This is a genomic window from Morganella sp. HSTU-ASny43, from assembly GCF_022819185.1.
Taxonomy (GTDB): domain Bacteria; phylum Pseudomonadota; class Gammaproteobacteria; order Enterobacterales; family Enterobacteriaceae; genus Morganella; species Morganella morganii.
Genome location: NZ_WSPG01000001.1, coordinates 269,469 through 290,711 on the forward strand (window position 1 = coordinate 269,469; position 21,243 = coordinate 290,711).

Annotated in this window: 28 protein-coding genes and 4 tRNA genes; 18 read left to right on the forward strand and 14 right to left on the reverse strand. The window is 43.9% G+C overall.

The window, feature by feature from the left end:
* Positions 1–10: 10 nt before the first annotated feature.
* Together rcsB and rcsD are read right to left on the reverse strand one after the other, a co-directional pair.
* Positions 11–661 carry a response regulator transcription factor RcsB gene (gene rcsB / locus GN208_RS01240; protein ID WP_004236763.1) on the reverse strand — a complete coding sequence of 217 codons (651 nt, stop codon included), beginning with the start codon at positions 659–661 and terminating at the stop codon, positions 11–13.
* A complete protein-coding gene (gene rcsD, locus GN208_RS01245) occupies positions 654–3,368 on the reverse strand; it encodes a phosphotransferase RcsD (protein ID WP_004236762.1) in 2,715 nt (904 codons plus the stop codon). The genes rcsB and rcsD overlap by 8 nt, the downstream gene beginning before the upstream one ends.
* 207 nt (positions 3,369–3,575) lie before the next feature.
* Here rcsD and GN208_RS01250 point away from each other — a divergent pair.
* Positions 3,576–3,663 (forward strand) — tRNA-Ser (locus GN208_RS01250).
* A gap of 5 nt (positions 3,664–3,668) precedes the next feature.
* Positions 3,669–3,744: transfer RNA gene (locus GN208_RS01255), tRNA-Thr, on the forward strand.
* Positions 3,745–3,782: 38 nt separating this feature from the next.
* On the opposite strand, the gene GN208_RS01260 is transcribed toward GN208_RS01255, so the two are convergent.
* The 5 genes from GN208_RS01260 to GN208_RS01280 form a co-directional block, all read right to left on the reverse strand.
* Positions 3,783–4,934: a site-specific integrase gene (locus GN208_RS01260; RefSeq protein ID WP_243828275.1), complete on the reverse strand. Its 1,152-nt coding sequence runs from the start codon at positions 4,932–4,934 to the stop codon at positions 3,783–3,785.
* A 537-nt stretch (positions 4,935–5,471) separates the two neighbouring features.
* The gene (locus GN208_RS01265; RefSeq protein ID WP_182090149.1) at positions 5,472–5,867 is read right to left on the reverse strand and encodes a single-stranded DNA-binding protein; all 396 of its coding nucleotides are present in this window, start codon (positions 5,865–5,867) and stop codon (positions 5,472–5,474) included.
* Positions 5,868–6,482: an ERF family protein gene (locus GN208_RS01270; RefSeq protein ID WP_049240423.1), complete on the reverse strand. Its 615-nt coding sequence runs from the start codon at positions 6,480–6,482 to the stop codon at positions 5,868–5,870.
* A 2-nt stretch (positions 6,483–6,484) separates the two neighbouring features.
* A complete protein-coding gene (locus GN208_RS01275; RefSeq protein ID WP_214215620.1) occupies positions 6,485–6,847 on the reverse strand; it encodes a hypothetical protein in 363 nt (120 codons plus the stop codon).
* A 157-nt stretch (positions 6,848–7,004) separates the two neighbouring features.
* Complete coding sequence (locus GN208_RS01280; protein ID WP_004240098.1) at positions 7,005–7,181, reverse strand: hypothetical protein; 177 nt, start codon at positions 7,179–7,181, stop codon at positions 7,005–7,007.
* Between the two features lie 473 nt (positions 7,182–7,654).
* Between GN208_RS01280 and GN208_RS01285 the strand changes: the two genes are divergently transcribed.
* The 3 genes from GN208_RS01285 (at position 7,655) to GN208_RS01295 (ending at position 8,781) form a co-directional block, all read left to right on the forward strand.
* Positions 7,655–7,813 carry a hypothetical protein gene (locus tag GN208_RS01285; protein WP_155735002.1) on the forward strand — a complete coding sequence of 53 codons (159 nt, stop codon included), beginning with the start codon at positions 7,655–7,657 and terminating at the stop codon, positions 7,811–7,813.
* Between the two features lie 140 nt (positions 7,814–7,953).
* Positions 7,954–8,217 (forward strand): hypothetical protein, encoded by a 264-nt coding sequence (locus tag GN208_RS01290; RefSeq protein ID WP_125460924.1) that lies wholly within the window; start codon positions 7,954–7,956, stop codon positions 8,215–8,217.
* 354 nt (positions 8,218–8,571) lie between these two features.
* Complete coding sequence (locus tag GN208_RS01295) at positions 8,572–8,781, forward strand: hypothetical protein (RefSeq protein WP_004240099.1); 210 nt, start codon at positions 8,572–8,574, stop codon at positions 8,779–8,781.
* A 28-nt stretch (positions 8,782–8,809) separates the two neighbouring features.
* On the opposite strand, the gene GN208_RS01300 is transcribed toward GN208_RS01295, so the two are convergent.
* A complete protein-coding gene (locus GN208_RS01300) occupies positions 8,810–9,265 on the reverse strand; it encodes a hypothetical protein (protein ID WP_223302380.1) in 456 nt (151 codons plus the stop codon).
* A gap of 249 nt (positions 9,266–9,514) precedes the next feature.
* On the opposite strand from GN208_RS01300, the gene GN208_RS01305 reads away from it, so the two are divergent.
* Positions 9,515–9,712, forward strand: a complete 198-nt coding sequence (locus GN208_RS01305; RefSeq protein WP_036414486.1) for a DUF2767 family protein — start codon at positions 9,515–9,517, stop codon at positions 9,710–9,712.
* Between the two features lie 151 nt (positions 9,713–9,863).
* Here GN208_RS01305 and GN208_RS01310 read toward each other — a convergent pair whose 3' ends face one another.
* Positions 9,864–10,205, reverse strand: a complete 342-nt coding sequence (locus GN208_RS01310; protein ID WP_036414488.1) for a DUF3024 domain-containing protein — start codon at positions 10,203–10,205, stop codon at positions 9,864–9,866.
* 38 nt (positions 10,206–10,243) lie between these two features.
* A complete protein-coding gene (locus GN208_RS01315) occupies positions 10,244–10,891 on the reverse strand; it encodes a S24 family peptidase (protein WP_036414490.1) in 648 nt (215 codons plus the stop codon).
* A 99-nt stretch (positions 10,892–10,990) separates the two neighbouring features.
* Here GN208_RS01315 and GN208_RS01320 point away from each other — a divergent pair, with 99 nt between their 5' ends.
* The 4 genes from GN208_RS01320 to GN208_RS01335 all read left to right on the forward strand — a co-directional run bounded on the left by GN208_RS01320 (position 10,991) and on the right by GN208_RS01335 (position 13,318).
* Entirely contained in the window at positions 10,991–11,200 is a 210-nt protein-coding gene (locus GN208_RS01320) for a helix-turn-helix transcriptional regulator (protein ID WP_036414492.1), read from the forward strand.
* A 130-nt stretch (positions 11,201–11,330) separates the two neighbouring features.
* Positions 11,331–11,657, forward strand: a complete 327-nt coding sequence (locus tag GN208_RS01325; protein WP_036414494.1) for a hypothetical protein — start codon at positions 11,331–11,333, stop codon at positions 11,655–11,657.
* Positions 11,658–11,798: 141 nt separating this feature from the next.
* Positions 11,799–12,590, forward strand: coding sequence for a replication protein (locus tag GN208_RS01330; RefSeq protein ID WP_049240430.1), 792 nt, complete (start codon positions 11,799–11,801; stop codon positions 12,588–12,590).
* Positions 12,590–13,318 carry an ATP-binding protein gene (locus GN208_RS01335; protein ID WP_052927416.1) on the forward strand — a complete coding sequence of 243 codons (729 nt, stop codon included), beginning with the start codon at positions 12,590–12,592 and terminating at the stop codon, positions 13,316–13,318. Before GN208_RS01330 ends, GN208_RS01335 begins: the two co-directional genes overlap by 1 nt.
* A 36-nt stretch (positions 13,319–13,354) precedes the next feature.
* Here GN208_RS01335 and GN208_RS01340 read toward each other — a convergent pair.
* Positions 13,355–13,429: transfer RNA gene (locus GN208_RS01340), tRNA-Gly, on the reverse strand.
* Between the two features lie 2 nt (positions 13,430–13,431).
* A tRNA-Lys gene (locus tag GN208_RS01345) sits at positions 13,432–13,507 on the reverse strand.
* Between the two features lie 59 nt (positions 13,508–13,566).
* On the opposite strand from GN208_RS01345, the gene GN208_RS01350 reads away from it, so the two are divergent.
* Complete coding sequence (locus GN208_RS01350; protein WP_046024444.1) at positions 13,567–14,010, forward strand: recombination protein NinB; 444 nt, start codon at positions 13,567–13,569, stop codon at positions 14,008–14,010.
* A 640-nt stretch (positions 14,011–14,650) separates the two neighbouring features.
* Here GN208_RS01350 and GN208_RS01355 read toward each other — a convergent pair.
* Entirely contained in the window at positions 14,651–15,079 is a 429-nt protein-coding gene (locus tag GN208_RS01355) for a universal stress protein (protein WP_036414499.1), read from the reverse strand.
* A gap of 285 nt (positions 15,080–15,364) precedes the next feature.
* Here GN208_RS01355 and GN208_RS01360 point away from each other — a divergent pair, with 285 nt between their 5' ends.
* The 6 genes from GN208_RS01360 (at position 15,365) to GN208_RS01385 (ending at position 19,296) form a co-directional block, all read left to right on the forward strand.
* Complete coding sequence (locus tag GN208_RS01360; RefSeq protein ID WP_036415819.1) at positions 15,365–15,994, forward strand: recombination protein NinG; 630 nt, start codon at positions 15,365–15,367, stop codon at positions 15,992–15,994.
* A 289-nt stretch (positions 15,995–16,283) separates the two neighbouring features.
* Positions 16,284–16,721 carry an antiterminator Q family protein gene (locus GN208_RS01365; RefSeq protein WP_046024441.1) on the forward strand — a complete coding sequence of 146 codons (438 nt, stop codon included), beginning with the start codon at positions 16,284–16,286 and terminating at the stop codon, positions 16,719–16,721.
* Between the two features lie 374 nt (positions 16,722–17,095).
* Positions 17,096–17,308 (forward strand): cold-shock protein, encoded by a 213-nt coding sequence (locus tag GN208_RS01370; RefSeq protein ID WP_046024440.1) that lies wholly within the window; start codon positions 17,096–17,098, stop codon positions 17,306–17,308.
* A 9-nt stretch (positions 17,309–17,317) separates the two neighbouring features.
* Positions 17,318–17,458: a hypothetical protein gene (locus GN208_RS01375; protein ID WP_223302381.1), complete on the forward strand. Its 141-nt coding sequence runs from the start codon at positions 17,318–17,320 to the stop codon at positions 17,456–17,458.
* A 75-nt stretch (positions 17,459–17,533) separates the two neighbouring features.
* Positions 17,534–18,463, forward strand: coding sequence for an LpxL/LpxP family Kdo(2)-lipid IV(A) lauroyl/palmitoleoyl acyltransferase (lpxL, locus tag GN208_RS01380; protein WP_036414508.1), 930 nt, complete (start codon positions 17,534–17,536; stop codon positions 18,461–18,463).
* Positions 18,464–18,534: 71 nt separating this feature from the next.
* Entirely contained in the window at positions 18,535–19,296 is a 762-nt protein-coding gene (locus tag GN208_RS01385) for a tetratricopeptide repeat protein (RefSeq protein WP_079549287.1), read from the forward strand.
* A gap of 328 nt (positions 19,297–19,624) precedes the next feature.
* On the opposite strand, the gene GN208_RS01390 is transcribed toward GN208_RS01385, so the two are convergent.
* Positions 19,625–20,065 (reverse strand): universal stress protein, encoded by a 441-nt coding sequence (locus tag GN208_RS01390; RefSeq protein WP_015422642.1) that lies wholly within the window; start codon positions 20,063–20,065, stop codon positions 19,625–19,627.
* A gap of 306 nt (positions 20,066–20,371) precedes the next feature.
* On the opposite strand from GN208_RS01390, the gene GN208_RS01395 reads away from it, so the two are divergent.
* Positions 20,372–20,830: an Hsp20 family protein gene (locus GN208_RS01395; protein WP_004242347.1), complete on the forward strand. Its 459-nt coding sequence runs from the start codon at positions 20,372–20,374 to the stop codon at positions 20,828–20,830.
* Positions 20,831–21,243 lie beyond the last annotated feature (413 nt).

Here is a 21,243-nt window from a genome sequence, read left to right on the forward strand (position 1 = left end):
CGTGTCCGGATTACTCGTCTCTGTGGCTGTCGATAGTGACAGACGAAAGGTAATTCAGCAGAGCGATATCGTTATCCACACCCAGTTTCAGCATGGCGGATTTTTTCTGGCTGCTGATAGTTTTGATACTGCGGTTCAGTTTACGCGCGATCTCAGTGACCAGATGCCCTTCGGCAAACAGACGCAGAACCTCACTCTCTTTCGGAGACAGGCGCTTATCGCCGTACCCGTTGGCATTCACTTTTTCCAGCAGTTTGGAAACGCTGTCAGGGGTGAATTTCTTTCCTTTCTGCAAAGAGGCCAGTGCTTTCGGCAGATCAGCCGGTGCACCCTGCTTCAGTACGATACCTTCGATATCGAGGTCCAGTACGGCACTGAGGATCGCCGGATTATTGTTCATGGTCAGCACAATAATCGCCAGGTCAGGATAATGGCGCTTGATATACTTGATAAGCGTGATGCCATCACCGTATTTATCTCCCGGCATGGAGAGGTCAGTGATCAGAACATCCGCGTCCAGGCGTGCTAAGTTATTGATGAGTGAAGTGGAATCTTCAAATTCACCAACAACATTAACCGTTTCCAGCTGTTCCAGGGACTTTTTTATCCCGAACAGAACAATAGGATGGTCATCAGCGATAATAACATTCAGGTTATTCATACTCTTGGTTACCTTGCTGCAGCAATTCAGTGACAATGGCATCAATTTCCCGGATACCTTCATCCACCTTCATTTTGTTTTTGTCAGCGATACAGCGTTCTATATCTTCACAGCGTGATTTCAGATAATCAAAGTCGAGCACAGCAAAGACCCCTTTGACCCGATGTACTGTCAGCGCCAGTGGCTGCAATTCACTTAATTCTGCTTCCGTGTACATCTTACTTATATCAGGAGGGACTGTGGTGGCAAACAAATCTTTATACGTACTTTGTGCCAGCTGATTTTTATATAACGCAACAACTTCCCCGACGGAAAGCGCTGCTGTATTAATACCCAGATTCCCGGGTAAGAATCTATCATCAAACTCATCCGAAGTTAAGCTTTGTTCGATAAGCAGCGTAATAGCATTCAGAATTTCATCATTGAAATTATAATTACACTCCACCAGGGAAGGCGTAATCATTCTGTGTTCAATAATGTCATTTCGTAAAAAGAGTATTGGCTTTCTCGCTTTCTTATCAAAGTCAGTCACCAGGATGTCATATTCATCTTGCAATAATGCGCGATTTTTATCAAATAAAATTCCGCCGTTTTCAATTATAATTGCGTTAATTATTTCCCGAATACTCGGATTAATGATATTGATCTTAAACAGCGTATCTTCCAGCACCTCTGACGGCTCACCGATCATCTCGGTGGCAGGCAGCGGCAACTCAACAGTGTAGTGTGTACCGATGTCCGGTTTACTGTCTATTTTCAGCTCTCCGCTGAGTTTTTTACATAATAAATCACACAAATAGAATGCCAGCCCCGAGTTCGGACGACCTTCCGTCTCCGCGACCTGAAACATAAACGGATCGTGCAGATTAACGAGATCAGATTGCGGCAGACCGGAGCCGCTGGCGATTATTTCCAATCTGATATTATTATGTTCATTTTTAAATATATTCTTAAGGCGAATAACCAATTTTCCGTATTTTAAATTACTGACGGCGTAATTCAGTAATAATAAAAATATCTTACTGATAATAGGACCGTCACCAATGTAATTCAGCTGTTTATTAATACTGTTATGGAAATAAAGCGGAATGCCTTTGTCATTTATCTGACGTGAGAATTGTTTAACGATATCTTCGACGGTCTGTGACAACAGGAATTCATCATTGGTCGGTTTCCAGTCATCACTTTCCAGGTCAGCCAGCAGAATAATATTTTCGATCCACTCACACAGATAACCGGATTCCGTTACCACTTTATCCATCAGCATGCCGCCGGCGGGATCAGTCACATACGGTGCCAGCGTATGCAGGTCATTACCGAGCTGTTTGACCGGCACCACCAGCTCTGAACGGATATTTGACAGCACAGACTGACGGGCTTTGATACTTTTCTTATACTCACGGTCAGACAATTGCAGGCGGCGTGCGGTCAGCGCTTCCTGATCCACATCCCGGAACAGAATCAGATAAGTATCATTCATATTACGGACCGGATTCATACTGACTTCATAAACCACGTTATCAATGGTGGTCTGGATCCGGCCCTGGTGCTCGCGGGCCATATCGCGGGTTTTGTTCAGGTCGCTGAGGGTCAGCAACTGACTGGCGATGGTATTACTGACCAGCCGTTTATTGGCGGCAAAATCATAAATCGCCAGCCCGATAGGCAGTTGCGCCACAATTTCATTGGTTATCGCCTCACTGTTTCTGGCCTGGCGGACCAGTGTATTGAGCGGGGAAATGAACCGTTTGCGGATATAAACAAGGCCGCCGACGGAGAGCATACTGAACAGGAAGACAGAAATTAACAGCCAGATATTGGCCGCCAGCATCTCTTCGGCCAGAGATAGCAGTGAGAGCTGATAAACCACCTGATACGGCATTTCACGCAGACGGTAACTGAGTTTCAGTGACAGGCCGTTAATACTGATCTGCACCGCATTCGGACGGTTGCTGAGGGTGTGGGTCTCGGCCGGGATCAGTGACAGATTGGACAGATCCAGATTATCCGGCACCAGGTTATTCACCGGTAAATCAAACGCCACCACGCTGGTCAACTGACCGGGGTTATTAAACATTGCGCGGTAGGTATAGTAATAGGTTGATTCTGACGGCATCTTGGTAAAGGAGGAGAGGGTTTCCCGCTCATCCAGCGCTGTGGAATCCGCCAGCATTTCCGCCCGTTTTTCATCGGCACCCAATGTCAGCGGGCTTTCGCGGTAGCGCAGCTCCGGACGCAGGGCAGAATGGGATGTCACCAGCAGCAGACTGTTATCCAGTCCGTTGAGGTAATATACAGAATTAAACTGATTTTCACCGCCCCACAGAATGGTCAGATAGTCTGAAAAACGCCGTGCGATGGCGTAGGTCTCATCATTGGTCTGGCCGAACAGGATGGCATCCACAACCGGCACACGGCTGTCAATCCAGTAAATATCATTCAGGATCTTATGCGGCGGAACGAGCTCAGGCCGCTTCTCGGTGTCCGTGGTATTGGCGAGCCGGAACAGCTCAGCGGACTGATAGCGGTACGTTTCAACCTGATGTTCTATCCGTGTGCTGAAACTGTAGAGTGCGCCTTTTTTGCTTCCCAGCCAGGCATCGTAATAGTTATATCCGTATAAAAAGAGAGATAAGACTAATAACGAAACAAATGATGCATAAAAGCCGGGTATCGCATAAGGCTTGGAATGTGACTGTCTGTACATATGTTCCGTTGCGACCTTATAGTAAGTACTTGACTGTAAATTCACCGGGAATTAATTCTATCATACTAATTCCCGTCACAATAACAGCAGTATTCCGCCGCAGGGCCGGTATGATGCACGAATGTTGAGCAGGCAGACAAAAAAATCGGATTTTTTTGCATATAGGGGTAGACAGGTTCCTCATTTTTCAGCATAATCGCGCCCCATGGAAGGATGGCCGAGTGGCTTAAGGCAGCGGTCTTGAAAACCGCCGACGGGAGACCGTCCTAGAGTTCGAATCTCTATCCTTCCGCCAAATTCGCCGGCTTAGCTCAGTTGGTAGAGCAACTGACTTGTAATCAGTAGGTCACCAGTTCGACTCCGGTAGCCGGCACCATATTAAACCCGTTAACTCTCAACCAGTTAGCGGGTTTTTCATTTGTGCTCACCAACCACACTCAGGGTCGGGTGGGACATATTTGGGACATCCTCACCAAAAACAGCATCGATTTGCTGCGCATGCTGGCTCAGATGACCCGGTGCCAGGTGAGCATACCGGCGTACCATTTCTATTGATTCCCATCCCCCCATTTCCTGCAATACGGACAGCGGTACTCCTGCCTGAATTAACCAGCTCGCCCATGTGTGGCGAAGGTCGTGAAAACGGAAGTTTTCTATACCGGCACGTTTAAGTGCAGTCCTGAACGCAGTATTACCGTCAACGCGCATTTTTCTGACAACCGGAGTCATTGAGCCGTCAGATCTGTTTTTAGCCTTCGTATGCACAAAAACATACTTTGTGTGATTGCCTATCTGTTCACGCAGGACGCGGCACGCAGTGTCGTTAAGAGCAACACCCAATGCTTTCCCTGATTTGGTCTGATCCGGGGGAATCCATGCTACTTTTCTCGGCATATCTATTTGTGACCATTCTAGGTTAATAATATTGGAGCGCCGCAGGCCGGTAGCCAGAGCAAATGTCACAACAGATTTAAGAGGTTCACTGCATTCATCGATCAGGCGTTTTGCTTCCCGCGGCTCGAGCCATCGGACCCGGTTATTCTTCGGTTTTGGCACCCGGATATTCGGGGCTTTATCGAGATACTTCCAGTCGCGTTCAGCGGCGCGGAGCAGTGACTTGATGAAAGCTAGGTAAGCAGATTTGGTTGCTACAGAAACCGGCTCTGATTTTTTACAGACTGCACGCCGCTTCCTGCCGGAAATATGCTTTTCCCAATTTTCTTTCAGCTTCTGATTTTTCAGCTTACTGACAGCATCATAGATTTTAATCTCATCAATATCTGCCAGGTGCATCCCTTCAAAGTGATCGAGCCAAAACAGTATTTTGGTTTTATCATCATCAAGAGATTTTTTGCCTGATTTTTCCTCGAGCCACCGCGTACAGGCAACCTCAAAAGTAACCTTCGGAGTTTCACCCAGTGAGTTTACGCGCCACAGCTCGGCCTTTCGTTTATCATGCAACTCCTGCGCTTGTTTTTTGTCCGTTGTACCAAGCGACTCCTTAATTCTTTTACCATTGTGCGAGTAACTGGCGTACCATATCTCGCCTCTCCGGAAGATTGACATATCCTTTCCTCTTCCGCACTAATCACGCTTTCCGGCGTATTGTGCATTTTGTAGTTGATGGCTGCAATGCAATTTGCACGGGTAAACTGCCACGGCGATTTGGGCTTAAGCGGATCTTTTCTCGAGCCGGAAAGCCTGCCGGAATCAATCCATTTTTTCAGGGTAGGGTAAGATATTCCCATGAAGGCACAGGCTTCACGGCTATCCATCGGGTAGGCGTCTACGGTCGGCCAATATAAAGTTAGGGCTCTGCCTCTGGTTAAAGTGGGTTTAGTTGCAACCCCCATACTTCATCCTCCTGCTGTAACGTACGCACGTAATACCCGGGCACTTTCTGCTCAGGAAAGCACGGGTGATTAAGTGGTTTGAATTTCGGTGTGTATTTGCCGAGTATTGCGGTGTGTTGTTCGTCTGATGTGTGCTGCATTAATTCCGTAAGGCAATCCCTTGCTATTCGTCTGCGTCCGTTCTCTGCTTTCTGTGGTGTTATAACTTAACGCTTTCGTCTACCTGATCATCCCTGCATTACGCTTCATCCTAAAACGGAACATCATAGTCAAAATCCATCGGTGGCTCATTCCGTGCTGGAGCTTGCTGCGTCTGCGGCTTCTGGCTTCCTGCCTGATTGTTGCTGAAATCCAACTGGTTCACGATAATCACCGGCGCTGATCGTTTATTGCCATCCTGACCTGTCCATTCCTCCATGATGAACTCGCCAGTAACCGTCACCTTCATTCCTTTTTTCAGATGTTCTGGCAATTTCTCAGCTTTCGCGCCGAACATTTTACAGATAACCCACGATGTCTTTTCGTGCTCGCCATATCCCTGTTTCACCGGTAGGCTAAACGATGCAACGGCTTTCCCTGCCGGAGTCCATCGTTGCTCACAATCCTTTCCGAGATTGCTGCTGACAGTAATCACGTTAATTGCCATTTATGCCGCCTGCTTAAGTTCGTTGATCCTGATGCCGGTGAGGCGCTTACATTCATCCTGTTTGTCGCTGCCGTTCAGCATTCGCCATACTTTCCTGTATTCAGCCTCAATCGTCTTTGTGTCACTTGTGACATTAAGAAATTCGGTATAGTCACCCAAAATCTGCTCTGGATTACGTGGAACAACATCGTGAACCTCTGTGTCAGCATCAATCGCAGTTTCTTCGGTAGGAATACAAAATGCCTGGAAAGCTGCGTATTTATAGGCGATAGACATTGCTTTGTTGGTTGCCTTGTCCCCGCTATCCATAGCTTCGCCAAAGGTGGTCACTGTGTGTTTGCTGCCGTCTTTCGTGGCAATGAAATCAAACTCAGCCTTCACCACGACATAAAATAAGGTGCCGCCTTTTTGTGTCTGTCGCTCCGTGACAGAACGCTCCATAATGCGAGGAAGGATAATCAGGCCATGCTTAACCAGCGCCGGGGCAAGGGCGTTGTATACAGCGTCGATCCCCCTGAACATAAACCCCTGTTGTGAATTCCTGCTCCCTTTTTTGATGCCTGTCTCAGCCAGTTCCTTGGCTACGGCACTTATTGCCTTATAGACTTCAGACATGATTAATCCCCCAATCTCTGGCCGGGGCGTGATTCCGCACGCCCACCGCCGTAATAATCAACACCACCGACACCGGTAGCTTTTCCATGTTCAGTCTTCCATTCTCTCCACGCCTGTGTCTCAGCAGCATTCCGTGCTGCTTTGATGTTTGCGGGTAGTGGGGGATAGTGAAGGGCGGTGATACGGCAGATGTTGTAAAGTGTCTCGGCCACCCGTTGCTCTGACAGTGAAGGCTCTCCGGTCGGTTTCCCCCGCCGTTGCAAATCCATTTGCTCAATTGCTGATTTCAGGGCGCGTTGATAATTGTCCTCATACGTTCCACCGGAGCCTGCGGGTTTCCCTATGCGTCGTGGATATTCCATCATGTGAATTCTCCGCTTAAAAATTCTGCCGGTACCCGTCCGTTTGGCAATCCGACACTTTCACGAAACCAGTAATCATCCTTTTCTTTCTGCTCTCGTTTCCTGCGCTGTTCGGCAATCCGTTGCCGTTCTACCTGAGCATCCTGTATTGTGTATGTGTTCATGCCGGTAGCCTCATTCTGCACTGATGGAGAATGCGGCTTGTTTTGGCGTTCTCCCTGCGCCAACGCCACTCCGACACAATCTGCTCAATCTGCTTTTCATCCATGTCAGCCTGATTGAACAACTCAATAACCTGTTCCTTGGTGTGTTTTTGTTTTGCAGTCATCAGCGACATATCTTTCTCCCGTAAGCTCTCATCTGTAATTGGTTAGCCAGATCCCAAATGCGGGACTTTCCGGTGGATATCGCTACCCTTGCCGCACATCGGGCAAGGCGTAAAAATGGCATAGAGATGCACGCCACGTCAGAACCGCACGCAGCGCGACAAGGTTTAGTTTTCATGTTGTTTACCTACGGATATACCTGAAAAATAAAGGATATATTGAAATTTTATTGATGCTGATTAAAATATATTTAGTGATAACAATGAGGAGCAGATTATTGAGGCTTTTGCTTTATTACCTTTGATTACAGCAACCATTCCTGGCGGTATCTTTTTCTTCCTGTCTCATTTATGTTTGTTTCCTTCTGATGGACATTAAGGCAGTTATATTCCAACTGCCTTTTCCATAAATTAATGGCGCATAATTTCACTCTGGAACAATGTCCGCTCCCCGGATATAGTTAGAAAAACTAAGGAGAGCAGTTATGAATTTAACCCCTGAACAACTTGAGACGATCATTGAGAAAGCTGTAGAAAAAGCTATAACCAAGTCATTCATCAGGTATCTGAAATTAACTATCGGGATTCCTGTTGTTGTCTTTATCTTCCTTGCGGTAATCGGATATTTCCTTTATCCGAGGTAATTCCTCCTATACACGTCCCTGTGCTATGTGATGTCCGAATAGTTATTCCAGCATTGAGAGAAAAGTTAAAATTTCAGTAAAATCATATGTTAATTTATGCTATAATATTATTCGGATGTTCAATGGATTATGGAGAGATAATGAGTGAGCTAATAAAAAAAGTAATTTTTCGATTCATAAAAGCTCCCAAAGTAATAAAAAATTTCGATGATGAAGAACGCGCATTACTGATATATTTTCTTAATGGAAAATACAAAAAAAGGAAAATCAGAATTTATAAAAAAGCAGCAAAGCGTTTGATTGATAAAGATGTTTTGGAAGTTGTTGAATCCAGCGTCCGCCCCGGAGTTAATCTAATTAAGATATCAGACTGTTACTATTCTATTCTGAAGCAGAAAATATAAATTTCAGATTACTGACTGGGTGCTCGTCTCCTGGGCTGTCAGACGCCAAGACACCCGATATATTTTAGGTAATCAAAAATGCTTTTATCTGTTGGCTCTATGTTCTCATTGTTGCACTCTTTGCAGCAGCTTCCGGCATACGCCTCTGCCTGAGCAACATGTGATGAGCTCAATTCAGTCGATGCAGTACTTATTGCTACACGTCATATCCATCTCCTGTTTTATTTAACCTAACATCCACCGTAAATGTGATGGGGTGAAGTGTCTGCTTTTAACCATATCAGATGAGGCACCGTGTGTTACAGATAGAAATCCGTTAAGATGCTTTTAACCCTATAAAATGAGATAAATAAGATGAATAATGAAGTGATTGCAAAGCGTCTGGACGCGCAGCATATTTTGCTGAAATCAATTTTTGACGCGCTGACTACCGAGCAAAAATCCGAAATTGAGAAAAATATTAAAAGTTTGAGTCAGGCAGCAAGGTACCCGCACATTCTGGAGTCATTTGATGAGCCAGAAGATGCAGAGAAAGCAGCACTGGACTTGCTCTACCTTAAGTAATACTTGGTCAGCCCATTCATAGGATGGGCTATGCTCTGGCCGTGATGCCAAATTCTGTTTTTGGTTTTGAATTATATCGCTTAGTTGAATACAGGGCAGTAGTGTTTAAGCAGCAGTTATCCGGTGAATCGTAAATCGGTGTACTGCATGCTGATGTGGCTTTTTCTACTCGGCTCATTGGGCTTTTGTCCGGTTCAGTTCTGAATATTTCCTCCAACTTCATTTTTACATTTTTGGTGGCAATCGCTTCAGCCTTTCTCCTGGCGTGACGCCTGTTTGCTGAGTTGCCACGTAAAAATTCAGGCTTGCGTGATTTTTTCACTATGATTATTGCCATATTTCCTCCAAACAGTCGGCTTTGGTGATTGGTACAATCATGCTTTGCTTCAATCCCGAAACCTTCTGAGAAGGTTGACGCTTTATCAGCGTCACCGTTCTGACAGCCAATGCACAGCTCGCTATCATCGTTTTTAAAGAGCGCCAACGTGCTGTGTTCCGTTGATGGATACGATAATATGCATTTGACGCAAATGCGTCAAGCGCATATTTAGGCTTGGGTAATGTTAGATAAGATTTAATATATTTATATTGTTGATTTTATTAATGATTTATCTTTTTTAAAATCGTCAAAATCTGGCGTAGATCACATGAGGTGGAACAAAAAATATACAATTATTTTCTGTCCAAGCGCTGCTGCGGATGTTATTGTTGAATAAATATACAGAGGTGATGAATGAGTGACGAACGAGAACTGATTTACAGTGAAGTATGCAGAGTAACAGGCAGAGCGGCTATTATGTTACTGGATTCACGGCAGATGATAACGAAAGGAAATATCAGGCAATTGCTGTACTCCCATAAAGAACAAGAAATAGACAGGTTTATGAATGAGGTCTATGAGGTTGCTATCGACCTGATGAGCGATAACTGATACAAAAAGCTCTCGCGGGGAGGGCTGGGGTTATGCTGCCCTTCACCTATGCGTTCACCGCCAGGATAGCCCTGCCAACTTTTATCACTGTCATATCCTTATTATGTATTTCTACACCTACCACCTTACTCTAAAATATGTCATCAGGCTGTCAGCCAAAGAATCGATGATTTGCATCTTCATCAATAATTTTTATTGCGTCAGAAAAACTGCCTATCATTCGGCCGTCGTAGTGTCGCCATTCATTATTATCAGTAGACCAGAACAGGGACCACGAGTTGCTGTTCCTGTTGTTTGTTATTTTGGCCAGCATTTCTTCTGCACGCCCGGTACTCCAGGACAGTTGTCTAACCTCGAAAATGATTACGCTATCGTCTTCAATACGATACTGAAGGTCATGTTCATCTCGGATATGCTTTGGTGGACGACGCTTTTCCATGAAATAGTTCATACATTGTTTAATTTGTACGACTTCAGTGTCATTGAATGCCATAGTTTGTCCTTAGAACTCGTTTGATTATCAGTACTGGCTTATGATTGTTCGCACTTATCGATAAACTTAGTCGGCTTTACAATCGCTGCCACATAATGCATTTTTTCCACTTCACGTGGATCAACTGTGATTGGCGGGTGAGTATTGTTGACGCTGGTGAATTGGTAACTACCATCTCTGGTTTTATTCAGTATTTTTACCATATTCTTACCTTCAACAGTGCGCACAAAGACCTCATCGCCGGATCTGACTACTGTGTTGGGCTCAACAACCACATACTCACCTGACTGAATCCTGGGCCACATACTGTCACCCTTAACTTTGAGGGCATAAGCGTCCTTATCATCGCTGTAAATTTGAACCCATCCCTCAAGGGCCTCTATCATATCCACTGCGCCATCAATCCCCAGGAATGCTTCCCCAACTACTTTAACCATGCCATTGGGGACGAATCCAACAAACTCAACATTATCATCTTGTTGCTGTGTAGTGGTATCGGAGAATAGGTCGGCTACCGTGACACCAAGAGCAGCCGCAATTTTTGTTAATGTGCTCTCGGAGTAGCCTTGGATATTCCTTTCAAGGCGAGAGATATTCCCCACGTCGCTATCAATAGCAGTGGCTAATTGCAGGATTGTTAATCCCTTCTGTTTTCTGAGAGCTCTAATTTTTGTTCCTATTTTCATATTATCATTCAACTTTATTTATGCGTCTCACACAAAGCGTATTGCGCATATCAAAGTATATGGTAATATGCGTATGGCGCATTCAAGGTGGAGTGAGATATGCAAATAACGCCTTTAAGGAAAATTCGTTTGGAAAAGCAATTAACAATTGCAGAGGTGGCGGCCGCAATTAACTACGATGTCGGGAACCTCAGTCGTTTGGAGCGTGGCGCTCAGACGGCATCACTTGAGATTGCTGAAAAATTGGTGAAATTTTACGAAAAAAAAATCACTGAAATGCAGATTTTGTATCCGCAGAGGTATATGTAGTTACCCTGGTTCTTTAACAATCGCAGAGCTGTTAGCTGCTACGGAGTCACTGATAAAGTGACGATTTACATATAAAACTACCTCACAGGATGTGAGCTACGGACTATCTATACCAAAAGGAATTTACATTATGGAAAATGCAAATCCACGCAAATCGTTCAACCGGTTTGTGTCAAATCATCTGATGACAACCGCTCATCAGGCAATCAGAAACACCACACAGACGGTCGTTGCAAAACTACTCGGTGTTCACGATTCAACAATCCTGCGCAGAACAGAAAAGTTACCGGAGATATGCGAGACATTGGCCGCAGCCGGTATCAGGGATTTTGTTTTGCCTGGCGAAAGAAAAATCAGTGAGGAGGAGTATCGGTTTCTGTGGAAGCAGATTGGTGAACTCTCTCAGATGAGAATCAAAGAAAATGCCCCGACTGTTGGAGCAGCAGAGGCGCATTAAGAAAAGCACTTAATATTTATACTGTATCAATAGCCAGTGTTGTTGAAAAGAGGGAAACATAAAGTTTCCCTTTTTTGATACAGCAATTAACGGAGTAATTATACATGAAAGTAATTACAAAACAAAGATATGGAGGTCGCTATGAATACAGCGGAAGTGTATGAATTCCCTGTTAAGCAGGAGCAACCACGAGTGGCAGACCTGGACGATGGTTACACTAAACTCGCCAACGAACTGCTGGAGTCTCTTTCATGCTGCAATCTGACAGCCAGACAGTTCCGGGTAATGTTGGCACTGATCAGAAAAACATACGGGTTCGGGAAGAAAAATGACCGGATAGCAGATTCTCAGCTGTCAGAAATTACCGGCCTGTCCCGTCAGAACGTTAACAAGGCAAAGAACGAATTAATTTCAATGAATTACATCGTGAAAGATGGCAATAAGATTGGGGTTAACAAGGAGGTTTCGGCGTGGAAAAATCAACTTAGAGACACTGTCTCTAATCTGGAGACAAAAAAAGTCTCTAAGTTAGAGACAAATGATGTCTCTGGTTTGGAGACACACAAAAGAAATACTTTAAAGAAAAAAGAAAATATATATACCCCTATATCCCCTAAACCTGAAAAACCGGCAAAGCCAGAACCCTTTGATGCAAATGCACACCCGCTGCCTGACTGGTTGAGCCGTGATACCTGGGTGAACTGGGTTACCTACCGGAAAGATCTGAAAAAACCGATCAAGACAAAACAGACACTAAACGGGCTGATATCCAGGCTGACTAAATTTTACGAGGCAGGGTATACACCTGAGAGCGTAATCGACGAATCGATATCAAACGGCTGGACTGGCTTGTTTATGCCGAAATCACCACCAACACGGCCGCGCATTGTCCGGCCTAAGCGTGTTCAGCAATTCATACCGGAGGACTTCTGATGGCAACAGCAGCACAGACTCTGGCGAGGTTTAACCGCATGAAGCCGGAGCACATCAAGCCAAAATTCACGAATGCCGCTGAGCTGATGGCGTGGCAGCGTGAGCAGGGCGCTATCGATGCGAAACGGATTGCTGACGAAAACCGTGTGGCTCGACTGCATAAAATCATGGGGCGTTCCGGTATCAGCCCGTTACACCAGGAATGCACGTTTGAGAACTATCTGGTGACAACGCCGGAACAACAGCGGGCACTCAGTAAATCACAGCAGTACGCATCTGAGTTTGGTAAATCATTTGGCGGATTTATTTTCAGCGGTAATCCCGGCACCGGTAAAAACCATCTGGCAGCGGCTATCGGCAACCAGATAATCCGGAACGGGAAAAGCATTCTGATTGCCACTCTACCAGACCTGATGATGCGTGTCCGTGAGACATACCAGAAAGGGGCAAAAACTACTGAGTCGCAGCTGATCAGCGACCTGTGTGAAGTGGATTTACTGGTGCTGGATGATGTTGGCGTGCAGCGCAATAACCTGAACGAAGAACTGATTATTTTTCAGGTGGTAGACCGCCGGTTATCGAATAAAAAACCGGTAGGTGTGCTGACCAATCTCAATTTTGACGAACTGGCAAAAGCATTGGGTGATCGGGTTATTGACCGCCTGAGAATGGGTTCGCCGACCGTTATCAATTTCACATGGGAAAGCTTCCGCAGGCAGGTTAAGTAGCGTCATAACCCAGGACAGGAGACTTTTTGAAATGATTGGAGCGGCCAGCGGGAATCGAACCCGCATCATCAGCTTGGAAGGCTGAGGTAATAGCCATTATACGATGACCGCAATGGTGGGTCGTGGGAGGCTCGAACTCCCGACCAATTGATTAAGAGTCAACTGCTCTACCGGCTGAGCTAACGACCCGAAGAAATTAAAATACACCCGTAAGAAACTAACGGCAACCGATAACCTCAGGAGGTTGAATGCAAAAACAGACATTCCTTCTCAGGAATATACAGATACTCAGAAATCTCAAGGCAGAGCTCGACAATCTCCCGCTTAACGAAGAATTCCCCCTCGAAGTAAAAATATCCGATCCGAAGCGAACCCTTCCCCAAAATGACATGTTTCATGCGCTGTGCGGCAATGTAGCAGAGCAGGGCATTGTATGGGCTGGCAATACGTGGGGATTGCAGGACTGGAAATGTATTTTCGTATCCGGACATGCAAAGGCGACAGGCCGTGACGGGACGCTTATTCCGGGACTTGAGGGAGAGATTGTACCGCTGGCAAGAGAAAGTACCGCAAACATGAGTAAGAAGCGCATGACAAGCTTAATCGAATATTCGCAGGCGTGGGCTATAGGTGAAGGTATAAAACCCCGCGCCGCACGATATAGGTTTAATCATTACGGACATCAGGAATAGGAGCAGGACGTATGAAAGAACCGCACATACACCGACTTCTCACCAATGACGAAGCCGATAATCTCTGCATTTACTACAGGCGTAAGGGATATAACCCGGTGAAGTCACTGAATATCAATCCTCAGTATTTCGACGTCACCGTGTATCTGCCGGTAGTCAGATATCTGAAACCAACACCACGGGCAATGATTAACAGGATATGGCGATGAATGACGAACAATTCAAAGTATGCGTTGACATAATCAGGGCATGTCGCGATCTGGATTCGTTCACCAATCACGAAGCTGGGCTGCGCACAGGAAACTCGACAGAGTTCATTAAGTGGTTTACCAACAAAATGCTGTATATCGGATGTTTGCGAAAGGTTGGTACAACGAGGCACAATCGCCATGTGAGTCAGTTATTTGCAATATCACCAGATGCTGTCACCAGACTGTATCGCTACATGCGTGAATCCAGTGGTGAGTTAGTGCCGGTTAGCGGGCATGGTGAGAGAAAGCTAATCGAATTTTGCGGGAAGGTGGTCAGCAAGGCATACATTGAGCCGGGGTTCGGTCGGTCAGATGTTACCTGGTTCGACTCGCTAGTGCAGGGAGTCAGGAGAAGAAATGGTAAAGCCCGCCGGAGCGGGCGACTGGTGTCAGCGGACAACTAAAACTGAGGTTTTGGCATAACGGACGACTGCCGCAGCAGTGGAGCCGAGTAGATAGGTAGAAATACTCGGACGACGGGAGCCGATGATAATCAGGTCTGCACTAATAGCTTCGGCACGTTCAAGTATTTTGTCTTTTGGGCGACCAATTACGATATATCTGTCTGCTCTGTCCTCCGGCAAACTGAATTTCCTGATTATCTCGCCTAATTCTTTCTTTGTGGAATCTATCAGTCGCTTTTCCAGATCCGCGACAGACAAACCACTTTCAAAACCACCATATGGGAATGCTGGTATAACCGCAAGAAAATGGATACGGGCATCTTCAAGTTTAGCGAGGCTTTCAACATGAGGAGTAACCATATCAGTGAGTTCTTTTTCCCATACATCAATCGGAACAAGGATATTTTTGTACATAGTTCCTCCGATATTCATTATTCACTCAGATTAATAATAGACCAGATTGGCTAAAAAGTGAGCAAAAAACGTTCAGCAGTTATTAATCAATGATCTTCGGAAAAAACTCCACTTTGCACCTAAAGCATGGTGGGTTCGCGTAATTATTTATTACAGGGGAGGGTTTGATGAACTGCGCAATATGCGGCGAAGGACTGGCCGACGATGAAGTTTATGTTTGCGACCAGTGCGCCGGTGAATGTCCGCATCTTGAAGTAGTCGAGAAGATAAAAGGAGATGGTGAGAGTGGCAAAGCAACCGCGGCGAAAATGCCTGATATGCCGAGAATGGTTTCACCCGAAATTCAGTAACGAATGGTGGTGCTGTCCGGAGCATGGCGCTGAGTTGGCAATAAAGCGACGAAGCAGGGAAAGGGAAAAGGCTGAAGCCAAATTAAGAAAGGAGCAGCAGCAAAAAGAACGTGAAGCAAAAGATAAATTAAAAATCCGCAAGTTAGCAGTAAAACCCACCTCATATTTCCGACAGCAAGCACAAACAGCGTTTAACCAATTCATCAGACTCAGAGACCGCGATGAACCATGCATCAGCTGTGGTGAACCTAATCCGCCTGATTTACATGGTGGGCAGTGGGACTGCGGTCATTTTCTGTCTGTCGGGTCACATCCTGAGCTGCGGTTTGAGGAGCGAAATGCCTATAAGCAATGTAAATCATGCAATGCGGGGGCCGGTAAATTCTCACACAAAAATAACACTGTAACGCAGAAATACGAGTTACGGCTGATTGAAAAATTTGGACAGGAGTTAGTTGACTGGTTACGCGGTCCGCATGAGATACCGCACTGGAAGCGGGAAGACTATATCCGTATACGCGATGAGTACCGTGCGAAAGTGAGGGAGTTAAAGCGTAAGACCTGAAATTACACCGATACCTGAACACTACGGTAATCAGGCGACACTGGCGACTGAGTTGAAAATAAACCGGTACACAGTCAGGACGTTTCACCGGGATACCTGGTGCGAAGCGTACATAATCTACATCGGTGTGCTTATGACCGAATTCGAGATGAAAGGCATACAGGAGTGAGAACAATGAGAGAGAAACATTGGAGCAACACTACTCTTCAGGGCAACTATACGGGAAGCGTCATTTCTGTTTTATCGGAAGATATTAAACCTCATAGCCTGCAAAATAACGAGGTAATGTATGCGTGATATTCGCCAGGTGTTAGAACGGTGGGGGGCTTGGGTTGTTGATAATCAGGAATCAGTATATTGGTCACCAATTGCTGCCGGGTTTAAAGGGCTGATCCCTGAAAAAGTTAAGAGTCGTCAGCAATGTACTGATAATGATGCTCTGGTGATATCCGGCATTATGGCAAAACTGAACATCCGCAACAGCGATATGCATGATCTGCTTTTTGATTACTATGTTTTCGGTAAGACGTTTATTCAGTTGGCCAAGAAATACGGGTGCTCAGACACTCACATAGGGAAAAAACTCCAGAAGGCAGAAGGGCTGGTGGAAGGAATGCTCATAATGGGAGATGTAAAACTGGAAATGGACGGTACATCACATCATGGAGGTATGCGGACATTTATGAACAAATTACATGATTTAAAAATTAATGCTTTACGATCGTAAAAAAGACGCTATTGTGATCAGAGTTATTTCTGTGTCGTATTGATTACAAACTGAAACCCCGTTTTTACGGGGTTTTTTTATGTTGATAAACAGATAAGATAATTTGTTTAAATCAGTCGTGATTTACGTGTAGTGATACGTAACATCTGAGGGATAAAATAATAAAGTTTGCTATTTGTGATCATCTGTGGCTTAATGGGGTCACTGGTTTGGAAGTACAGGCCTATTTATGCTAGTCAGTTTAAAGTCGTTCACCATTTAGCGTTATCCTCGATACCACTTCATTGCGAATTCCTTCTAATTAATTCCCATAAGTAAAAATAAAAAACAAACCTCATATGCCTTATGGCAATCAAAAAATTAAAGGAAATTCTATGTCTAATACAATGACTGGTTCAGTAAAATGGTTTAACGAATCGAAAGGTTTTGGCTTCATCTCTCCGGCAGATGGTAGCAAAGATGTGTTTGTTCACTTCTCTGCGATTCAGAGTGACAGCTTCAAAACATTATTTGAAGGTCAGAATGTTACCTTCAATATTGAAGACGGGGCAAAAGGTCCGTCTGCATCAAATGTGGTGGGTCTCTAAGGCGCACCAATGATAATAGCACTGTTTTTTCAGTGCCCCTGTTGCAGTGGAACACAATACCGGACTTCGCACTTTGATGTTTCTGCATCAAATCCGCATGGTGCAAAATGCATTTTTTGTAAAACGGTGATGCTGTTGTCCAGGCAATAGAAAAACTAAATTCCAAGGCCTGATAATATTATCAGGTCTTTTTATTATGCAGTAATTATTCCTTATCAGGAAAAAATGTATTCTCTGAATAAATTTTCTATCAGGCTTCTTCACCCAAGGTACATTTTAACCTGGATTGGTATCCTGTTGCTTTTCTGTTTGGTTCAGATGCCTTATCCATGGCTTGTGTTTTTAGGCGATAAGTTAGGTCGTTTTTCTGGTTTGTTCCTGAAAAGGCGGGTATCCATAATTAAAAAAAATTTAGAATTATGTTTTCCTGACAGAAATAAAATCCAGATAGAGAGTATGGTTGCAAGCAACCTGTCATCTTTAGGGATTGCATTATTTGAAACCGGTATTGCCTGGTTCTGGAATGACAAAAAAATTAATGAAATATTTAGAGTAACGGGTTGTGATAACTTTAATGATGTATATGACAAAAATAATGGTGTTTTAATTATTGGTATTCATTCCATGTCGCTGGAACTTGGGGGCAGAGTTATGGGGCTGTGTTTTCCTGTAAATGCTATGTATCGTCCCCACAACAATAAAGCAATGGAGTATATACAAACAAGATGCCGAAGCCGTTCCGGAAGCGGGATGATCGACCGTAAGAATCTGAAGTTTATGGTATCGGAACTAAAACGCGGGCAGGCTATTTGGTTTGCTCCGGATCAGGACTTTGGAACTAAAGGTACTATCTTCGCCCCTTTTTTTTCGGTAGCTAATGCTTCTACATCAAAAGGAGTGGCAGCTATAGCCAAATTATCGAAGTCGCCGATACTTACTGCAACGATGATAAGAAATAATGAAAGTGGTAAGAGGCCTTATGAATTAATAATTGGTAAAGAAATTGCTGATTTTCCGTGTGGAGATGACCTGGCAGATGCTGAGAAACTAAATCAGATTATTGAGGCAGAAATCATGCATGCTCCGGACCAATACTTGTGGGCACACAGAAGGTTTAAGACCAGACCTCCGGGAGAAAATTCTCTGTACAAATAAGTTACAAAGATTGTCATTGGGTGCCCTATACCCATTACTTATGAGCTGAAACCTCACAATCGCAGTTATTTATGTCTGCAATTTTTGTTTTTGATATGATTTCCGTTAACTGCAAAACGGGAACTATTATGAAAAAAATATTGTTGTGCCTTTTTTTGATTCACACGGATACTGCATACTCAGCGAATTGTGAGCTCGATACTCAGGATTCGGCATTATGCGAGGCGGCAAATGGTGGTGACGCTGGTGCCCAGGTTACAATCGGATCTTATTACTACTACGGTAATGGTGCTCCCATAGATTATAAAACGGCGGCTGACTGGTATACAAAAGCTGCGGTACAGGGTAATGAGTACGCACAATATTCTCTGGGGGAGATGTATTTTCAGGGGGAGGGAGTGCAACAGGATTACCGGCAGGCTATTGAGTGGTTTCATAAATCAGGTGAGCAGGGAAATGCTGGTGCTCAGTTTCGTCTTGGTGCTATCTATGAAGACGGTGATGGAGTTAATCCGGACTTTTTAAAAGCGGCAGAGTGGTATAAGAAAGCAGCTGAACAGGGAAATGCATTTTCTCAATACCAGCTTGCGAAAATGTATTATTACGGGAAGGGAATAGAACAGAATTACCGCGTTGCAGCGGAGTGGTATAAGAAAGCGGCCGATCAAAAATATGCATTTGCACTGGCAAAGTTGGCAGAGATGCATCTCTCTGGTGAAGGCGTTGAAAAAAGCCAACCAAAGGCCGAGTCATTGTATGATGAAGCATGTTTTGGTGGGTTTCAGTCGGCATGTGACAGCCTTGCGAAGCTGAATAAAAAAAACCAGCACTAATTATTTTCAATCAAATAATTTTTGTAAGTTCAGGCAATTTTTACATTCAGGCTAAATGTGTAAATATGCGGTTTGATTGTTAAAAATTATATTAAAGGTTATTTTCGTCGCCTATCTACTAATGACGGCTAATAAAAATTATGTATTTAATTGAATAATATGTGTTTTTACATCTTAGTCTGGTGTGTATCGATAACTTACAGGTTTAACTCTTCTGAGCTGTTTACATGTTCGGTCATTCTGAACAGCTAAATACTTCGGTATGATATGGACAGTATTGAGTGTCATAATTGTATATGAAAAAGCCCGCTATGGCGGGCGATATGTATTAGCGGACAACCAGGACGGATGTTTCTGCATAGCGGACTACAGCTGATGCAGTAGACCCAAGTAGATATTTGGTTGAAATATTTGGTGATCTTGAGCTGATGATTATTAAATCAACGTGTATTTTTTCTGCGGTAGTCAAAATCCCATCTATCGGAGTGTCAAGAATTGCATGATAATGAACCCGATCTTCCGGAAGATTAAATTTTGAAACTTCATTTTTAAGGTCAGCTTCTGCTAACTTTAATCGTTGATTATCTTCTGTAATGATTTCTTTTTCTATGCCGTATGAAAGGCCGATAAACATTTTGTAGCTTGGTATAACGACTAAAAAATGTATGTGCGGGTCATCAAACTTTGAAAGAGATTCGATGTGAGGGATGACATGGTTAACCAGTGCTTTATTAGAAGTGTCAATCGGTACCAGAATATTCTTATACATACTTTTCTCTCCGGTTTGCTTTTCACTATAAAGTATAGGACATTATTGATTATCGGAGGTAAATTATTGAGTAACAGGGGGCATCTTTAGTAGATTGTCTATTACCCTATAAATTCAAATGCCTTTTTAACTATTTTTATGCTGTAAAATCTGAGGTTGGTTGCTGGTCACGAAGTGATTTTTGTAAAGAAATGTAAATGAGTCATTGAAAGTCAAGATCTCATCCCTATATAAATAACGCATCAGGGTAAGTTATACCATGATGTGTATTTAAAAAGAATAAATTGAAATACTGAAGGAGGAATTATGCAGAACATTAGTTCTTTTTCATTATTTCCGGCATTATCTGATAGTTTGCTGTCAAATCGCTTTGACCAGATGGACCGTTTATTCAGTCAACTTACGGGCAACAGGCCAATAACCTCAGAACATCCATATAACCTGAAGCAATTAAATGATGCGCACTATCAACTGACGGTTAGTGTTCCCGGATACAGAGAAGATGATCTTGAGGTATCATTGAAAGGTGGCAAACTTAGTATTCAGGGTAAACAACCTGCAGAAGTAGTTAATGAATCAGAGAAATGGGTACACCAAGGGATATTAAAAAGCCAGTTTTCATTAGAATTTAACCTTGGTAAGAATGTCAAAATTCGGAATGCAGAATTATCCTGCGGATTGCTGACATTGGATATAGAGTATGAAATTCCGGAAGAAGAAAAACCACAGTTGATAGCTATTGAAAATAAAGATATAAAGGCTTAGTTTCTGATTTTTTGTTCCAAACCCGCCAATATTGGCGGGTTTTACAAGGCCTGAAAATTACAGTCCTAACATAATATATAATGCACCGTTGTTAATAGTATTTTGTGGATTAAAGGTATAACTACGGTGTAAGCCTCACTTCGGTGAGGCTTTTTTATTTTTCCAACTTGTAAGAATGGCTTTCATGTTAGGTTTTCCGAAGTTTCCGAGGGCCGTATGTTTGGTTATTCCGAATAACTGGATACTTGCTGAGAGACTCTGGTAGCGCAGGTCAGTTCGGTTGAACTGAATCAGTTTCTTATTTCAGATGCAAAAAAAGCCGGTTTGGGAATAACCGGCATAAGGAATAAGCGACATTATTTTATGGAAATTTCATTACCTTTTTATTATAGCGTAATAGTATGTATTTACAC

Bases quoted from the DNA above. Each gene is read 5' to 3' on its own strand.
- rcsB (WP_004236763.1), bottom strand. From the start codon at position 661: ATGAATAACCTGAATGTTATTATCGCTGATGACCATCCTATTGTTCTG.
- rcsD (WP_004236762.1), bottom strand. From the start codon at position 3,368: ATGTACAGACAGTCACATTCCAAGCCTTATGCGATACCCGGCTTTTAT.
- GN208_RS01260 (WP_243828275.1), bottom strand. From the start codon at position 4,934: ATGTCAATCTTCCGGAGAGGCGAGATATGGTACGCCAGTTACTCGCAC.
- GN208_RS01265 (WP_182090149.1), bottom strand. From the start codon at position 5,867: ATGGCAATTAACGTGATTACTGTCAGCAGCAATCTCGGAAAGGATTGT.
- GN208_RS01270 (WP_049240423.1), bottom strand. From the start codon at position 6,482: ATGTCTGAAGTCTATAAGGCAATAAGTGCCGTAGCCAAGGAACTGGCT.
- GN208_RS01275 (WP_214215620.1), bottom strand. From the start codon at position 6,847: ATGATGGAATATCCACGACGCATAGGGAAACCCGCAGGCTCCGGTGGA.
- GN208_RS01280 (WP_004240098.1), bottom strand. From the start codon at position 7,181: ATGTCGCTGATGACTGCAAAACAAAAACACACCAAGGAACAGGTTATT.
- GN208_RS01285 (WP_155735002.1), top strand. From the start codon at position 7,655: ATGAATTTAACCCCTGAACAACTTGAGACGATCATTGAGAAAGCTGTA.
- GN208_RS01290 (WP_125460924.1), top strand. From the start codon at position 7,954: ATGAGTGAGCTAATAAAAAAAGTAATTTTTCGATTCATAAAAGCTCCC.
- GN208_RS01295 (WP_004240099.1), top strand. From the start codon at position 8,572: ATGAATAATGAAGTGATTGCAAAGCGTCTGGACGCGCAGCATATTTTG.
- GN208_RS01305 (WP_036414486.1), top strand. From the start codon at position 9,515: ATGAGTGACGAACGAGAACTGATTTACAGTGAAGTATGCAGAGTAACA.
- GN208_RS01310 (WP_036414488.1), bottom strand. From the start codon at position 10,205: ATGGCATTCAATGACACTGAAGTCGTACAAATTAAACAATGTATGAAC.
- GN208_RS01315 (WP_036414490.1), bottom strand. From the start codon at position 10,891: ATGAAAATAGGAACAAAAATTAGAGCTCTCAGAAAACAGAAGGGATTA.
- GN208_RS01320 (WP_036414492.1), top strand. From the start codon at position 10,991: ATGCAAATAACGCCTTTAAGGAAAATTCGTTTGGAAAAGCAATTAACA.
- GN208_RS01325 (WP_036414494.1), top strand. From the start codon at position 11,331: ATGGAAAATGCAAATCCACGCAAATCGTTCAACCGGTTTGTGTCAAAT.
- GN208_RS01330 (WP_049240430.1), top strand. From the start codon at position 11,799: ATGAATACAGCGGAAGTGTATGAATTCCCTGTTAAGCAGGAGCAACCA.
- GN208_RS01335 (WP_052927416.1), top strand. From the start codon at position 12,590: ATGGCAACAGCAGCACAGACTCTGGCGAGGTTTAACCGCATGAAGCCG.
- GN208_RS01350 (WP_046024444.1), top strand. From the start codon at position 13,567: ATGCAAAAACAGACATTCCTTCTCAGGAATATACAGATACTCAGAAAT.
- GN208_RS01355 (WP_036414499.1), bottom strand. From the start codon at position 15,079: ATGTACAAAAATATCCTTGTTCCGATTGATGTATGGGAAAAAGAACTC.
- GN208_RS01365 (WP_046024441.1), top strand. From the start codon at position 16,284: ATGCGTGATATTCGCCAGGTGTTAGAACGGTGGGGGGCTTGGGTTGTT.
- GN208_RS01370 (WP_046024440.1), top strand. From the start codon at position 17,096: ATGTCTAATACAATGACTGGTTCAGTAAAATGGTTTAACGAATCGAAA.
- GN208_RS01375 (WP_223302381.1), top strand. From the start codon at position 17,318: ATGATAATAGCACTGTTTTTTCAGTGCCCCTGTTGCAGTGGAACACAA.
- lpxL (WP_036414508.1), top strand. From the start codon at position 17,534: ATGTATTCTCTGAATAAATTTTCTATCAGGCTTCTTCACCCAAGGTAC.
- GN208_RS01385 (WP_079549287.1), top strand. From the start codon at position 18,535: ATGTCTGCAATTTTTGTTTTTGATATGATTTCCGTTAACTGCAAAACG.
- GN208_RS01390 (WP_015422642.1), bottom strand. From the start codon at position 20,065: ATGTATAAGAATATTCTGGTACCGATTGACACTTCTAATAAAGCACTG.
- GN208_RS01395 (WP_004242347.1), top strand. From the start codon at position 20,372: ATGCAGAACATTAGTTCTTTTTCATTATTTCCGGCATTATCTGATAGT.